Raw genomic sequence first — 14,966 nt, 5'->3', positions numbered from 1 at the left:
CCCCTCACCTTGTTCCCACACAGCATCCCTTACCTCAGATCATGTATAGTTGCCTTAACACCCTTCTGAACCAAAGGTATATATTATTCAGAAACAAAATGATTATCGTCTATATCTTTTGAAATCATATTTCCATTAACTAATACAGCCAAATATATTTTTATCATCTATACTCCAGGAAAAAGAAAGAACAATAGAATCCTCAGAAAGAATAAATAAACACGGTTATTTTAATTGCCTTAGATTATATTAAACACCTCCACATAATGAAGGTTTATTAATTACTAGAGACATGAACGAAAAGCACCCTATCAACAAGCACATCAAACTGCCAAGATTTATCAGCAACTCATTGTTTACAAAAGAATAAATTCGGCCCTCGAAACAATAGAGAAAATAACCACACTTTTTACATGTTTTGAATAGATCTTGCTCACTTTTTATTTTATCTTCCTTTGAAAAATCAATAATTAAGGAGAAATGGAAGTGAAAAAAGCCGCAATAGTGCTAGGCATTGCAGCGAGTGGATATTTGCTCACCGTATATGCGGTCGATAGATTCGACAACAAAATGAGTGTCCTTCGAAAAGAGAATATTGACCTCACACAACACCAAGCTATTACAGCAAGTGCCTTCGATATCATCGCGGATAAAGGCTGTCAGTACTGCCATAGCCAAGACAGTGATATGCCTTTCTATGCAAAAATGCCTGTCGCAAGTCAATTAATGGACGCCGACATCCGTCAGGGCTTGCGCCACTTTGACATCGTACCACTGCTTGAAAACATGGCGACAGGCAACAAAATATCGGAAGTCGATTTAGCCAAAATCGATGGTGTTCTAAATGATGGTAGCATGCCTCCAACCCGATATCTCGCCATGCACTGGCGTTCAAGTTTATCGACTCAAGATAAGAAAACACTTCAAGATTGGATTGCCCATGAACGCAGCCGCCACCATGATCAAACAACGCTAGCAGACGTGCACATCAACAGCCCAGTGCAACCGATTACAACTATATCTGACGTTGATATCGCCAAAGTCTCTCTTGGTGATAAGCTTTATCACGACGTGCGTTTATCTGGCGATGACACCATCTCTTGTGCGAGTTGCCACAGTCTAGATACAGGGGGCGTAGATCGACTCGACAGCTCTGTCGGTGTCGGCGGTGCTGTTGGCCCAATCAACGCGCCTACTGTATTCAATTCTGTATTCAATACGCACCAGTTCTGGGATGGCCGAGCGGCAGATCTACAAGCGCAAGCTGGTGGGCCACCATTAAACCCGATCGAAATGGCATCAGAATCTTGGGAACAAATTACTGGCAAACTTAACCTAGACACGGCACTCGTTGAGGAATTTGCGGCAATCTATCCAGAAGGCATCACTGAACACTCCATTACGGATGCTATCGCAGAGTTTGAAAAGACACTCATCACCCCCAACAGCCGCTTTGACCAATTTTTGCAAGGCAACCAAGATGCACTCAGTGCAAAAGAACAACAAGGTTACGCACTTTTTAATCAATATAAATGCTCAACCTGTCACGTCGGTGAAGCCATGGGGGGGCAATCTTTTGAAATTATGGGTCTGAAAAATGACTACTTTGCAGCTCGCGGCAACGTCACTGACGTCGACTTTGGCCGTTTCAACGTAACAGGACGTGAAGAAGATAAGTATCGATTTAAAACACCAACGTTACGCAATGTGGCACTCACCGCGCCATACTTCCATGATGCTTACGCGCAAACCTTGGAAGAAGCCGTCGACATGATGGCGTTTTATCAGGTGGGTGTGCAACTCAGTCGTGATGAAGTTGAAAAAATTACTGCCTACCTACACACCTTAACTGGTGAATACAAAGGTCAACAACTCCAGTAACCCTATCCTCATCCTAACACGGGCGAGCAAATTCATTGCTCGCCCGACAACGCTCTGACCTCACGGACTCACAAGCAACTTGTTAAATATTCGTAAACAAAATACAGTAAAGCAGGCTAAGTCACTGAGAAGTTTCGCCTAACCAGTCAATATAGATTCTCTTCCGATAGCTTATTTGACGTTAAGGAGCACCATGTCACAAACGACGCCTTTAACTTCTGCTACTCCTATGACCGCTATTCTCTACGCACTTATCGCGACGCTATGTTGGGCAGGCAAGGTTATCAGCGGTGATATCCCACCTCTTGCCCTCGCCTTTTGGCGCTGGCTAGTCGCCACGGTGTTTATTTTACCCTTTGCATTCCATGCTATGTATCATCAGCGCCAGCTAGCAAAACAACACTATTTGTCTATCTTCCTGCTTGCCCTCTTTGGGGTAGCAACCTATAACAGCCTTATCTATATCGCATTAAATGAAACGATGGCAGTCAATGTTGCTATCCTGCAATCGACCAGCCCTTTCGTGATCGTTGTTTTGCAATTTCTATTGCTCGGTCAAGGAATTACCAAGCTGCAAACAATCGCCTTGATGATGTCGAGCCTCGGTATCGCGATTATATTATTAGGGCAACAAACAACGAGCTCGCTGTTTCACACTGGCGATCTTATCACCTTACTCGCGATCTTTGCCTGGGGAGCATACAGCGTGTTATACCAATCTAAGTAAAAATATGATCTAATTGAGGCTGTTACTTCTTCGTGAAAAAAGACGCTATGGACAGCCTCGATACCATTGATTTCAAAAAGCTTGCTAGCCAACAAAAATCTATTCAGATGAAGATGCGATTGCTCGCATTGGCACACTTTAAAGATGGTCACTCTCGAACCCAAATTGCTAAGTTCCTTAAGGTAAGCAGAACGAGTGTGAATAAGTGGGTACAAACATTCCTTGAAGAAGGGCTTGAAGGGCTGCAAGAGAAACCAAGAACGGGTCGCCCAGCATTCCTCAATACTCAGCAACGTGAACAGCTAAGCCTGTTTATAAAGGCGCGTGCCGAAGATTCATCTGGGGGGAGGTTAACAGGTACTGATATTCATGCTTATATCGTGAAAGAGTTTGGTAAACACTACCACCCAGACTCTATCTACTATTTGCTTAGTCACATGGGCTTCTCTTGGATAACATCACGCTCCAAGCACCCTCGTCAATCCCAGCAAATCCAAGACGATTTTAAAAAAATTCAAAATTGAAACGATCCTTAAGATCCCCGGTCACATGGGGCTTGATAACGTCGATGTCTGGTTTCAAGATGAAGCAAGATTTGGTCAGCAAAACACGACAACTCGACTTTGGGCTAAACGTGGATCAAGACCAAGAGCAGTTAAACAGCAGCAGTTTGAATATGCGTATTTGTTTGGCTCAGTATGTCCCGCTAGAGGTATTGGCGAGGCGCTGGTCGTTCCTTGGGTTAACAAGGACATTATGGTTGAGCACCTTAAGCAGATCTCCGCGGTGACCGAAAAAGGTCGTCACGCAGTGATCATTATGGATGGTGCTGGCTGGCATACAAATGACATTGCAGAACAGTTCAGTAATGTCAGTATCATCAAGCTCCCGCCATATTCACCAGAGCTAAACCCGATAGAACAAGTGTGGAGTTGGCTCAGACAACACTATCTTGCCAATCAGAGTTTTACCGACTACGAAGATATTGTGTCGAAAGTATGCACTGCATGGAATCGATTCTTGAAGCGTGCAGATAGAGTGACCAAAATGTGCACCAGAGACTGGATTAAACTGACCAGTTAATTTTCCAGATTGGTATTACTCCAGCGATTACCTGAACCACTCAAAGGCGCCCCCATATTGGGTTACTCCGTTCTATTAGGCACGCTATTGATTTTGCCTTTTTATCTTTGGGAGACAGCGAGCGGGAAAGTGATACCTTTAAACACGCAAAGTGTGAGTACCGTCATCTACACGGGCGTTTTTGCTTCAGCGCTAGCATTTTTGTGCTGGAATCGAGCCGTTTCCATCCTAGGCGCACCGTTCGCGGGTCAGTTCATGCATTGTATCCCCATCTTCACTCTACTCATGGCGACGTGGATACTGAATGAAGAACTCGAACGACAACACTGGGTAGGCATCGGGATAATCATCGCCAGCCTGGGACTCAATCACATCGCGGTAAAGAAAAGAAGCGGTAGTAGCAGAGAGAAATAAAACGCTAGATGGGTGGAAGCCCCACCAGCCACATCCCGGCACACACATCATCCGCTGTGGCTGCTTCCTTCCGGACCTGACCAGATTCACGAACTAGTGTTGCGGGAGGACCAATGGGGCCTCCATAGATTCTGTTTTGAGCCATAGCTCAAGTGGTTGGCATTATGTAAGAATGCAGAGATGATTGCAAGCAAAGTGCCAAAAATGGCGCTTAAGTGCTGAGAGATTAAGCAGATTGACTAAAAATCTTCTTCTGGCTCTTCGAGTAGGTACTCCCCTAGCCAGGCACTACACAAAACCAATAACCAGCAGACTAAAACAGAGTTGGGCACCACAAAACGGGGTGTTACGACCAATGCCGCAAAACTGACCGAGGGTAATATCCAAGCGAGACGTTCTATCCAGTCGGTATGCTTTTGCTGACTAATCCCCTGCAATGCTGCTATCAAGCCGACGACACACAATCCGACTAAGGCAGCATGCGCTGAGCCTGCAACCCAAAGCAGCAGAGCGACAGCGGCAGGAAACCATGGATTACCAGAAATGGGTCGCCAACTGCGCGCGGCAAACCATACCCCCATGACAGATAATACTTGCCAAGCTGTCTGCATAGGCTCACCGCCTAGCTTACCGTCGCGCTGCAAAGCCATTAAACCGCCGTACATCGCAAAGACGATGACCATCATCAGGAGCCCGAGCTGCCAATTACTCTTCTTAGAAAAGACAACAAACAAAACAGGTAAAAGCATCCAGACACTCACTGAGACAGCTAACGGTTGAATGTTCAATGTGGAGCCATATAGCCCAAGCGCTGCCAACATCAGCCACGCTGCAACACGCCCTTGAGGCAGCAACCAAACGGCGGGGATCACCAGTACGAGCAGCGGGATATCAGCCTCCCCCACCCCGAGCGAGAACACGCCGAGAATAGAAACGAAAACACTCACCAAAACGAGTAACGCGGCATACATAGATGCACCTCCTTGCGTGAATTGACCGTTTACCGCACCGTGTGTATTGGATATAAAGAAGCATAGCAACGAATGACACAAAGTGGGCCCCCTTTCTCCAGTGCTCAACCTCCTGTCGAACAGAGTAAACAGCCTGATAGCACGAGAAGGGAAAAGAAAAAGGAACTATCAGTTACATGTCTATTAATATGAACGAATTTGAACAACAAATCTATGCTGCTGTGTATCAAATTCCCTCTGGCTCAGTCGCGACTTATGGTGACATTGCCAAACTGGCGGGCTATCCCGGATACGCGCGTCATGTCGGTAAGGTGTTGAGCAGCTTACCCAAAGACACACAGTTACCTTGGTTTAGGATCATCAATAGTCAAGGGCGTATTTCATTGAAAGGCACAAGCTTAGAAAGGCAAATGGCTCGACTTAGAGAGGAGGGTATTCTTGTCGAGCCCAATGGGAAAATATCGTTAAAAAAGTATCGATGGCGTGAATTAATTGACCTTAATTAACCAAAGTTCGAGTTCTCTTGTTTTATTACTGTCTGTTAATACGCCATTGTGGGTATCGGTAATAAAGAGTAATTCGCCATTTTGCTCAATCCTTGCGCTAACAGAATAACGATGACGCTCGTTAATCGCTTCACGATCAAACTGTAATGCGAACTCGAGTGGCACTTGGTCACCACGCGAAAGGAAACGATGCTGGCTAATGGTTGTCGATTTTACATCCATTTTAGACACATCTTCTAATGTGACAGTAATAACGGCATCATCAGGCAACAACACGCGCTCACGATAATTAACCGTTCCAGTTACTTGCCCTCGCTGACTTTCCGTTATGGCATAGGAAGTACAAGCAGTGATGATCAACGCGGCGATCAATCCTACTGTTAAGGTCAGCACCCTTTTCATTATAAAACCTCAAAACTAAAACTATGCTCTAGAAAGCATAAGGGGGACAAAATACATTCGAATTATTGCGTTTTCGACTAGGGTAAGTTTAGATAGCCATCACGAAATCGCGCAAGATAATAGCACGTTGTAAGGATCAACAATGAGTAAAGAACTGGATGAACTTCTCAATTTACTTAAATTAGAGCGAATCGAACAAGGTTTATACCGAGGACAAAGCGAAAACCTAGGCCTCCCCCAAGTTTATGGTGGGCAAGTTATTGGACAAGCCCTGTCCGCAGCGAAAGAGACAGTCGATCCCTCTCGGTTTGTTCATTCCTTTCACAGCTATTTTTTACTGCCCGGCGATCCTGAAAAGCCGATTATCTACGATGTTGAGACATTGAGAGATGGAAAAAGTTTCAGTACTCGACGAATAAAAGCCATTCAAAATGGGAAGCCGATCTTCTTTTTAACTGCTTCCTATCAGCAAGACGAGTTAGGTTTTAGTCATCAGACGTCGATGCCAAAGATACCGGGCCCAGAAAACTTTCACAGTGAACAAGAACTCGCGAGTGCCATTGCGGATAAACTACCTCGGAAAATTCGTGAAACATTCACCAATGAAAAGCCCGTCGAGGTGAGGCCGGTTAACATCGTCAATCCACTCGCCCCACAAGTTGCGGAGCCAAAGCAATACTTATGGTTTAAAGCAAACGGTGAGATGCCTGATGATCGATTGGTACATCAATATCTCATGGCTTACGCATCCGATTGGGGTTTTTTAGTCACCGCATTGCATCCTCATGAAGTTTCTCTGTTTACACCCGGTATGCAGGTTGCCACGATTGACCATTCAATGTGGTTCCACCGCCCTTTCAAGATGGATGAGTGGTTGTTGTTTGCTATCGAAAGCCCATCGTCGAGCGGCGCAAGAGGTTTTGTACGCGGCGAGATTTTTAACCAGAGAGGCGAGTTAGTTGCCTCCGCGACCCAAGAAGGGCTAATGCGACTCAATGAAAGTACCGATCGCTAACTGCGGATATTAGACACTGATTGCAGTCGTGTATTTAATCGCCTCCATCGCAAAGGTGGAGGTCACATTATTCAAACCACATACCGAGTTCACAAGACGCTTATAGAAGCGGTCGAAGTCTTTCATATCGCTCACTTGGACCTTAAGCAAATAGTCATATTCTCCCGCCATGCGATAGAACTCCATCACTTCCTTGAATTCAGATACCGTTCGACAAAAATTCAGATACCATTCTTCGCTGTGATCAGACGTCGTTATCTGAACATATGCGGTAAAGGCGACGCCGAGCTTTTCCGCATCAAGCAATGCAACCTTAGAACGAATAACGCCAGCCTCTTCAAGGCGCTTAATCCGTTTCCAACAAGGACTTTGACTCAAATTAACTTGCTCTGAAATCACCGCTAGCGACAGCGTCGCATCTTCCTGCAAAAGAGTAAGAATTCTTCTATCTATTGAATCCAAAGAAATATTTTCCAAAACGACACCATATAGAAAAATTTATTTCTCAAATTTAGCCTAATTGGCCGAAATGAAGCAAGGTTTTCTCTCTTAGTCCACGTAATCTAGAACTATCTCGTCGTTTAAGGAAACTCCCTATGTCTTGGGTTAACAACGCTATTCAAAAAATCGAAGCCGATTTTCAACGATCTGCAGACACGCACTTAGTGGCACTCGATCTCCCTTTTCTCGAAGGCATTGACCTTTATCTTAAAGATGAAAGTACTCACCCCACGGGTAGCCTTAAACATCGTTTAGCACGCTCTTTGTTCCTGTATGGACTCTGTAATGGGTGGATCAAAGAGGGAACACCTATCATTGAAGCCTCTTCTGGCTCAACCGCCGTCAGTGAGGCGTATTTCGCTAAACTTCTTCAACTTCCCTTCATTGCCGTCCTTCCAAGAGGCACTGCACAAAAGAAGATAGAGCAGATCGCGTTTTATGGTGGCAAAGTCCATTTTGTTGAAAGCGCTTGCGAGATGGACAGCGTTGCTCGCCAATTAGCGGAAGAGAAACATGGTCACTTTATGGATCAGTTCACTTACGCAGAGCGGGCGACGGATTGGCGCGGTAACAACAATATCGCCAACAGCATCTTTGCGCAGATGTCGAAAGAACGTTTCCCAATTCCGAGTTGGATAGTGATGGGGGCTGGCACAGGGGGCACTTCAGCAACCATTGGCCGCTATATTCGTTATCAACAGCAAACGACTAAACTCCATGTCGTGGACACCGAGCATTCGGTTTTCTACCCCTATTACCAAAGCGGAGACAAAACACTTGCGCTTAAAAAAGGCAGTCGCATCGAAGGCATAGGTCGTCCTCGCGTCGAACCCAGTTTTATCGCCTCCGTTGTCGATGACATGTCTATTGTGCCAGACGCGGCAAGCGTAGCGACCATCCATTGGCTAGAGGGTATACTGGGACGAAAAGTCGGCCCTTCAACGGGTACGAATCTTTGGCAAGCGTTACACCTTGCAATGCAAATGAAAGCGCGAGGCGAGCAAGGTTCGATTGTCACGCTCATCTGTGACAACGGTGACCGTTATTTAGATACCTACTATGATAACAAGTGGGTACAGACACATATTGGCGATATGGCACCTTATCTCGACACCTTATTAACAATGTCACACGCCGTTTGACAGACTCTGAAATGCCATTATCCTAGGCGAGTTAACATTACTCAGAGGTGAATATGCGTAAAGCAGTGGTGGTTTTCAGCGGTGGTCAAGATTCAACGACCTGTTTACTCCATGCAGTAAAACAGTTTGATGAGGTGCACTGCATCACCTTTGATTATGGCCAGCGCCATAAGCTAGAAATAGAGGTCGCCGAGAAGATATGCCAATCACTTAACGTGACAGCTCACAAAGTGATGGATGTCGGCCTTCTCAATGAATTGGCGATCAGTTCATTGACCCGTGACAATATTTCAGTTTCACATGAACTGATGGAGAATGGGCTACCTAATTCCTTTGTTCCGGGACGCAATATTTTGTTCCTGACACTTGCAGGAATCTACGCTTACCAAGTCGGTGCCGAGACCGTCATTACTGGCGTCTGCGAAACCGACTTCTCTGGCTACCCAGACTGTCGTGATGAGTTTGTTAAATCGATCAATCAGTCACTCGTGCTCGGAATGGATAGATCGCTCACGATTGAGACACCACTGATGTGGCTGAATAAAGCAGAGACTTGGGCGATGGCAGATGCGATTGGGGAACTAAGCTTTGTGCGACAACACACGTTGACCTGTTACAACGGTATCATTGGTGATGGCTGTGGTAACTGCCCATCTTGTGATCTCCGCGCAGCGGGGCTTAACGAGTACCTAGATAATAAAGACGCAATCATGGCTGCATACCGAGCCAAAACAGCTTAAGCAAAATAGCCCCGCTCTGGGGCTATTAACTGTCTATATCTTTAACATCTGCGCTAAACGACTCCGAAGAGACAGCCACCGTCTACGCACTTTTAATCACTCAGTGTTTACTCCACTAGGATACGTTCGGCATTTTTCGCGACTGTCGATTTACCAATTCCTTTTACTTTCTGTAGTTCGTCGGCACTGAGAAAGGCACCATGCTCATTGCGATAGTCAATAATAGCCTGTGCTTTGTCAGGCCCAATGCCAATCAACAACTTGTCGAGTTCTTCGAGTGTTGCGGTATTAATATTGACGACAATCTCAAATTCATCGCTTGTCGCGGTTTGTTCCTCAGCAAAAGCCACAGGCATTGTTGTGAAAAACAACGCGAAGATGACACCAAGTAGACCATACTTTTTCATTTGAATATCCTTATCATTGTATTTAATTGCTCACTAATTAAGCGCAATTACATTAACAATTAGAATGTCAAAGGTGACTAACAATTTGCACAAAAAAAGACGCATCTCCAAGGAGATGCGTCTATATGTTTATCGATTACAAATCAGCTGTGATATTGCGTTTTTTTACGTAATACAACTGTAACAGTAGAGCCTGTGTTCACGGCTTAGTTAACGTTGGACGTCACTTTTGCGTTTGATAGTAGTGAGTCCATCACACTTTCAAGGCTTTGCTGACTCAAGCCTTGCAGCATTTGCTGACCAAATGGACGTAAATCATCAGCCACTTGACCTTCTTGAACGCTTTCGACAGAGAATACGATGACATCACCGCCAAACCCAGTTGCAGAACCGTACACTGGGCCTTCTGTTGGCTTAGGCAAACCAAACACAGCGTTTGCGACGACCCAGTTCGGGCCTCGACGAGTAAAGGCTTCAGCGTCACCGAACTCAGCATCAACGGTTTCGCCAGCCTCTAATGCTGCTAGCATCTCTTCGGCTAAACGAGACGCTTCTTCTTGTGCTTTCTGCTGCGTCAGCGTTTCAAGAACGTCAGCTTCTACGTCTTCGAAAGGCAAGACTTCTTCATAACGGAAGTCATCAACACGCACAACAATGGCACGTTCGCTATCTAGCTCAATCACCTCTGAGTTGAAACCATCTTCACGCACGTCTTGGCTAAACAGCGCTTGAATCACACGCGGATCCGCCAATACGCCCGGCGCGTCTGTCTCTGAAATGAAGTCGGTTGTCTGAACGGTCGTCCCTGTCGCTTCCGCAGCATCATCAAGATTATCTGACTTCTCAAACGCCACATCCGCTAGGGTATCTTTCAACTCGAAGAATGAATTAACCGCTAGGTCTTGTTGCAGCGTCGTACGGATCTGCGCTTCTACCTCGGCTAATGGCGTCGCGACGGCACCATCAAGGTCAGTCAGTTTAATGATATGGAAGCCAAAATCAGACTGCACGACCTCAGACACATCGCCAACACTCGCGAGTGCAAACGCGGCATCTTCGAAAGCAGGATCCATCGCGCCTTTCTCGATCCAGTCAAGATCGCCGCCATTCTCGCCACTGAAAGTATCTGCAGAAAGCGCTTTGGCTAAATCCGCAAAGGCTTCGCCAGCATTCAAGCGATCAAGCACAGCTTGTGCTTGCGCTTCACTGCTATCACCTTCAATAAGGATATGGCTGACACGGCGTTTTTCCGTTGAACTGTAACGTGCGATGTTTGCATCATAGTATGCCTGCACATCTTCAGCGCTTACTTCTAATTGATCAGCAAGCAACGCGGCAGACAACTCAATATAGCTCGCTTTAACTTGGTCAGGACGTGTGAAGAGTGTTGAATTCATATCGTAGTACGCTTGTACTTCACTCTGCTCAACCGTCACATCACTCGCGATATCATCCAGTGACAAAGTCACTGTGCGAACCATACGTGTTTGGCTTTCTAACGCGCTAACACCTGCTAGCTCAGAATCCAGTGTAAACTCACTACCCGCCAATGCCGCGAGTAGCTGCTGACGACGCATATCAGAGCGCATACGTTCAGCAAAACCATCTGGCGTTAGACCCATACGGCGCAACGTGGTGTTGTAGAGGTCATTGTCAAAACGGCCATCCACCTGAAAAGCTGGGATGGCAAAGATTTCCTGACGCACTTGCGCATCACTGACACGTAACCCGAGCTGATCAGCATGTTGCTGAATCAGGACATCGTTGATCATTTGATTCAGGATCATTTGACGGAACTGAGCCACATAAGCAGGGTCACCCATCAAATTCAAGAACTGCTCACCGCCTTGCTGCTGCATACGGTTTCGTTCTTGTTGAACCTGTTGTTCAAATTCACGAACATCAATCTCTTCACCATTTACGGTCGCCGCAACCATTTGCCCACCACCTGCAAGGTAGCTGCCAACGCCAGCGAAAACGAAAGAGAGAATAATAAGACTTAAAATAATTTTAACGACAAGGCTGTTAGCGCCTTCACGCAGCCGTTCCATCATAGTTTGACGTATCCCAAGCGAAATTCTGGTTATTTTTCGTCAACCCAGCTGGCTATCGCCGTTGAGGTTGGAACTATTATCAGCAAATCGCTGCCTCAGGCAGCAAAGCTGGCGAAAAATAACACAGTGGTACAAATAAACAAAAAGCGCATCCCGCGATGCGCTTAACATAGACCGTTCTACATCGTGAACGTTCCAACTATAGTGCAGTTTACACTGACAGTGACGAACACGGTAGCCCAGATTAGTTTACTGAGTCTTTCAGCGCTTTACCTGGTTTGAAACCTGGAACTTTAGCCGCAGCGATCTGGATCTCTTTACCCGTTTGTGGGTTACGACCAGTACGTGCAGCACGCTCACGAACAGAGAAAGTACCGAAACCAACTAAAGACACAGCATCACCGTCTTTTAGGCTTTCAGATACAGCTTCAATAAAGGCATCCAATGCACGTCCAGCTGACGCTTTTGACAGTTCTGCATTATCTGCGATTTTATCGACTAGTTGACTTTTGTTCACGATTTATCCCCTTATGAACCTTTCCACTATTGGCAGTGGCAAAATGATTTAAACCCTTCAGCGACTTGTTATCCTAACGTGCGCTGAAGAAAAAAGAGCGTCAATACCTTATAGCGACACAAAAAAACGCTGACAAGACTTTTATCACTATCAGCGTTTTTTGATTCGTTAACTTTGCTTCAAATCACTGTTTTCAGCCTTCACCAGCTCGATACCGGTAGGATTGTTCTGTAATGCGAGTTGCAGCACATCGTCAATCCAGCGGACTGGGTGGATAGCGAGATCCGCTTTCACGTTATCAGGAATCTCTTCCAGATCACGCTCGTTCTCTTTTGGTATCACTACCGTTTTGATTCCACCACGGTGAGCAGCCAAGAGCTTCTCTTTCAAGCCACCGATAGGTAATACTTCACCACGTAGTGTGATTTCACCTGTCATAGCAACGTCAGATTTCACTGGGTTTCCGGTCAAACTAGACACTAACGCGGTACACATCGCGATACCAGCACTCGGGCCGTCTTTTGGTGTCGCACCTTCAGGAACATGCACGTGGATATCACGCTTTTCATAGAAATCTGGATTAATACCTAATTTCTCTGCGCGTGTTCGCACGACTGTCATCGCCGCTTGGATCGACTCCTGCATCACATCACCGAGTGAACCAGTATAGGTAAGCTTACCTTTACCTGGCATTGCCTCAGTTTCGATCGTCAACAAGTCACCACCCACTTCTGTCCACGCAAGGCCGATAACTTGACCAATACGGTTGTTATCTTCCGCTTTACCGTAATCGAAGCGCTGCACGCCAAGGTAATCTTTAAGATTATCCTGTGTGATTGTGACAGTCTTGGTGTCTTTATTGAGAAGAATCTCTTTAACTGCTTTACGACACAATTTAGAGATCTCACGCTCTAGGCTACGAACACCAGCTTCACGGGTGTAATAACGAATGATGCCAATCAGTGCGCTGTCTTCGATCGCAATTTCATGCGCCTTTAACCCATTACGCTGGATCTGCTTCTCAACCAAGTGACGTTTGGCAATGTTCAGCTTCTCGTCTTCGGTGTAACCCGATAAGCGAATCACTTCCATACGATCCAGTAGTGGACCCGGGATATTCATTGAGTTTGATGTCGCAACAAACATCACGTCAGAAAGATCGTAATCGACTTCGAGGTAGTGATCGTTAAACGCGTTGTTTTGCTCTGGATCAAGCACCTCAAGGAGAGCCGATGCAGGATCGCCGCGCATATCAGAAGACATCTTATCGATTTCATCGAGCAAGAAGAGCGGGTTTTTCACTTCGACTTTTGCCATCTTCTGAATGAGCTTACCCGGAAGAGAACCGATGTAAGTGCGACGGTGACCGCGAATTTCAGCTTCATCACGTACGCCACCTAGTGCCATACGCGTATACTTTCTACCCGTCGCCTTAGCGATAGACTGGCCTAGCGAGGTTTTACCCACACCCGGAGGTCCAACAAGACAAAGAATCGGGCCTTTCAGCTTATTAATGCGATTCTGTACCGCGAGATACTCAAGAATACGCTCTTTAACACGCTCTAGACCGTAGTGGTCAGCATTCAGGATCTCTTCGGCTTTCGCTAGATTCTTCTTCACCTTAGAACGCTTGTTCCACGGTACACTTAACATCCAATCGATATAGCTACGAACGACAGTGGCTTCTGCCGACATTGGCGACATCATTTTCAGTTTCTGAAGTTCTTGCTCTGTTTTCTCTTTCGCTTCGGCCGGCATTTTGGCTTCTTCGATTTTCTGTTTCAGAGACTCAAACTCGTCCGGCGCATCATCAAGCTCACCCAGCTCTTTCTGGATCGCTTTCATTTGCTCATTGAGGTAGTACTCGCGCTGGCTCTTCTCCATCTGCTTTTTAACACGACCACGGATACGTTTCTCAACCTGCAGTAGGTCAATTTCCGACTCCATCATCGCCATCAAAAACTCTAGACGTTCAACAATATCTACAATTTCAAGAACTTGTTGTTTATCAGACAGCTTCAAAGGCATGTGCGCCGCAATCGTATCAGCTAAACGCGCTGCTTCCTCAATCCCAGAAAGTGATGTTAATACTTCAGGTGGGATCTTCTTGTTGAGCTTGATAAAACCTTCGAATTGATTGATGGCTGTGCGAACCAAGACTTCTTGCTCACGCTCATCCATTTCAGGCGTGACAAGAAATTGTGCCTCAGCGCGGAAAAACTCATCTTCATAGAGCTCTTCAACTTTTGCACGCTGCTGACCTTCGACGAGCACTTTTACCGTACCATCTGGTAGCTTTAAAAGTTGAAGGATAGTGGCCACTGTACCGACGTCGTACAAATCTTCTAGGGCAGGATCTTCAGTTGCTGCGTCTTTTTGCGCAACCAACAACACTTGCTTGTTGTTATCCATTGCTGTTTCTAGACAGCGGATAGACTTATCACGGCCAACAAACAAAGGAATAACCATATGCGGGTACACCACCACATCTCGCAGTGGCAGAACCGGGATCTCTAGGCGTTCTGAACGCTCCAAGTTCATATTATTCTCTCTTCCATTCGGACTCTTTAAGAAGTATATGGGGCTTTAATCCTAAGATTCAACGT

General features: G+C 46.0%; 15 protein-coding genes and 1 other RNA gene. 8 read left to right on the top strand and 8 right to left on the bottom strand.

The features are described from left to right. Nucleotides 1-486 precede the first annotated feature (486 nt). From TSUB_RS05020 to TSUB_RS05005, 4 genes are all read left to right on the top strand, one after another. Nucleotides 487-1,881, top strand: coding sequence for a cytochrome-c peroxidase (locus tag TSUB_RS05020; RefSeq protein ID WP_414718365.1), 1,395 nt, complete (start codon nucleotides 487-489; stop codon nucleotides 1,879-1,881). Nucleotides 1,882-2,074: 193 nt separating this feature from the next. Next, the gene (locus TSUB_RS05015; RefSeq protein ID WP_087017960.1) at nucleotides 2,075-2,608 is read left to right on the top strand and encodes a DMT family transporter; all 534 of its coding nucleotides are present in this window, start codon (nucleotides 2,075-2,077) and stop codon (nucleotides 2,606-2,608) included. 47 nt (nucleotides 2,609-2,655) lie between these two features. Continuing rightward, nucleotides 2,656-3,691, top strand: a protein-coding gene (locus tag TSUB_RS05010; protein WP_221274585.1) for an IS630 family transposase whose coding sequence is annotated in 2 segments (ribosomal slippage) — nucleotides 2,656-3,114 and nucleotides 3,116-3,691 — 1,035 coding nt in all. Because the reading frame shifts where the segments join, the coding sequence is not laid out codon by codon here. 9 nt (nucleotides 3,692-3,700) lie between these two features. Further along, nucleotides 3,701-4,105 carry an EamA family transporter gene (locus tag TSUB_RS05005; protein ID WP_087019874.1) on the top strand — a complete coding sequence of 135 codons (405 nt, stop codon included), beginning with the start codon at nucleotides 3,701-3,703 and terminating at the stop codon, nucleotides 4,103-4,105. A gap of 19 nt (nucleotides 4,106-4,124) precedes the next feature. On the opposite strand, the gene ffs is transcribed toward TSUB_RS05005, so the two are convergent. Then, an RNA gene (gene ffs / locus TSUB_RS05000) (signal recognition particle sRNA small type) lies at nucleotides 4,125-4,221 on the bottom strand. Between the two features lie 123 nt (nucleotides 4,222-4,344). Then, nucleotides 4,345-5,076 (bottom strand): VP0952 family biofilm-associated protein, encoded by a 732-nt coding sequence (locus TSUB_RS04995; RefSeq protein WP_087019877.1) that lies wholly within the window; start codon nucleotides 5,074-5,076, stop codon nucleotides 4,345-4,347. Nucleotides 5,077-5,264: 188 nt separating this feature from the next. Between TSUB_RS04995 and TSUB_RS04990 the strand changes: the two genes are divergently transcribed. Continuing rightward, on the top strand, nucleotides 5,265-5,582 hold the full coding sequence (locus TSUB_RS04990; RefSeq protein ID WP_087019977.1) for an MGMT family protein: 318 nt from the start codon (nucleotides 5,265-5,267) through the stop codon (nucleotides 5,580-5,582). On the opposite strand, the gene TSUB_RS04985 is transcribed toward TSUB_RS04990, so the two are convergent. Further along, nucleotides 5,565-5,984, bottom strand: coding sequence for a YbaY family lipoprotein (locus TSUB_RS04985; protein WP_087019881.1), 420 nt, complete (start codon nucleotides 5,982-5,984; stop codon nucleotides 5,565-5,567). The two genes, TSUB_RS04990 and TSUB_RS04985, sit on opposite strands and share 18 nt — an antisense overlap. Before the next feature lie 142 nt (nucleotides 5,985-6,126). Here TSUB_RS04985 and tesB point away from each other — a divergent pair, with 142 nt between their 5' ends. After that, complete coding sequence (gene tesB, locus TSUB_RS04980) at nucleotides 6,127-6,999, top strand: acyl-CoA thioesterase II (protein WP_087019885.1); 873 nt, start codon at nucleotides 6,127-6,129, stop codon at nucleotides 6,997-6,999. 9 nt (nucleotides 7,000-7,008) lie between these two features. On the opposite strand, the gene TSUB_RS04975 is transcribed toward tesB, so the two are convergent. After that, nucleotides 7,009-7,467, bottom strand: a complete 459-nt coding sequence (locus TSUB_RS04975) for an Lrp/AsnC family transcriptional regulator (RefSeq protein ID WP_087019980.1) — start codon at nucleotides 7,465-7,467, stop codon at nucleotides 7,009-7,011. Between the two features lie 128 nt (nucleotides 7,468-7,595). Here TSUB_RS04975 and TSUB_RS04970 point away from each other — a divergent pair, with 128 nt between their 5' ends. Both TSUB_RS04970 and queC read left to right on the top strand, forming a co-directional pair. Then, the gene (locus TSUB_RS04970) at nucleotides 7,596-8,642 is read left to right on the top strand and encodes a PLP-dependent cysteine synthase family protein (protein WP_087019888.1); all 1,047 of its coding nucleotides are present in this window, start codon (nucleotides 7,596-7,598) and stop codon (nucleotides 8,640-8,642) included. A 53-nt stretch (nucleotides 8,643-8,695) separates the two neighbouring features. Next, complete coding sequence (gene queC, locus TSUB_RS04965; RefSeq protein WP_087019892.1) at nucleotides 8,696-9,382, top strand: 7-cyano-7-deazaguanine synthase QueC; 687 nt, start codon at nucleotides 8,696-8,698, stop codon at nucleotides 9,380-9,382. A 107-nt stretch (nucleotides 9,383-9,489) separates the two neighbouring features. On the opposite strand, the gene TSUB_RS04960 is transcribed toward queC, so the two are convergent. The 4 genes from TSUB_RS04960 to lon all read right to left on the bottom strand — a co-directional run bounded on the left by TSUB_RS04960 (nucleotide 9,490) and on the right by lon (nucleotide 14,901). Next, nucleotides 9,490-9,789, bottom strand: a complete 300-nt coding sequence (locus TSUB_RS04960; RefSeq protein WP_087019895.1) for a ComEA family DNA-binding protein — start codon at nucleotides 9,787-9,789, stop codon at nucleotides 9,490-9,492. A gap of 206 nt (nucleotides 9,790-9,995) precedes the next feature. Next, nucleotides 9,996-11,843: a peptidylprolyl isomerase gene (gene ppiD / locus TSUB_RS04955; protein WP_087019898.1), complete on the bottom strand. Its 1,848-nt coding sequence runs from the start codon at nucleotides 11,841-11,843 to the stop codon at nucleotides 9,996-9,998. Nucleotides 11,844-12,087: 244 nt separating this feature from the next. Beyond that, entirely contained in the window at nucleotides 12,088-12,360 is a 273-nt protein-coding gene (gene hupB, locus TSUB_RS04950; protein ID WP_087019902.1) for a nucleoid-associated protein HU-beta, read from the bottom strand. 168 nt (nucleotides 12,361-12,528) lie between these two features. Next, on the bottom strand, nucleotides 12,529-14,901 hold the full coding sequence (gene lon, locus TSUB_RS04945; RefSeq protein ID WP_087019904.1) for an endopeptidase La: 2,373 nt from the start codon (nucleotides 14,899-14,901) through the stop codon (nucleotides 12,529-12,531). Nucleotides 14,902-14,966 lie beyond the last annotated feature (65 nt).

It is taken from the genome of Thaumasiovibrio subtropicus (genome assembly GCF_019703835.1).
GTDB lineage: Bacteria > Pseudomonadota > Gammaproteobacteria > Enterobacterales > Vibrionaceae > Thaumasiovibrio > Thaumasiovibrio subtropicus.
Note: the sequence above shows the minus strand (reverse complement) of the source record. Positions and strands in the feature narration are given on the sequence as shown.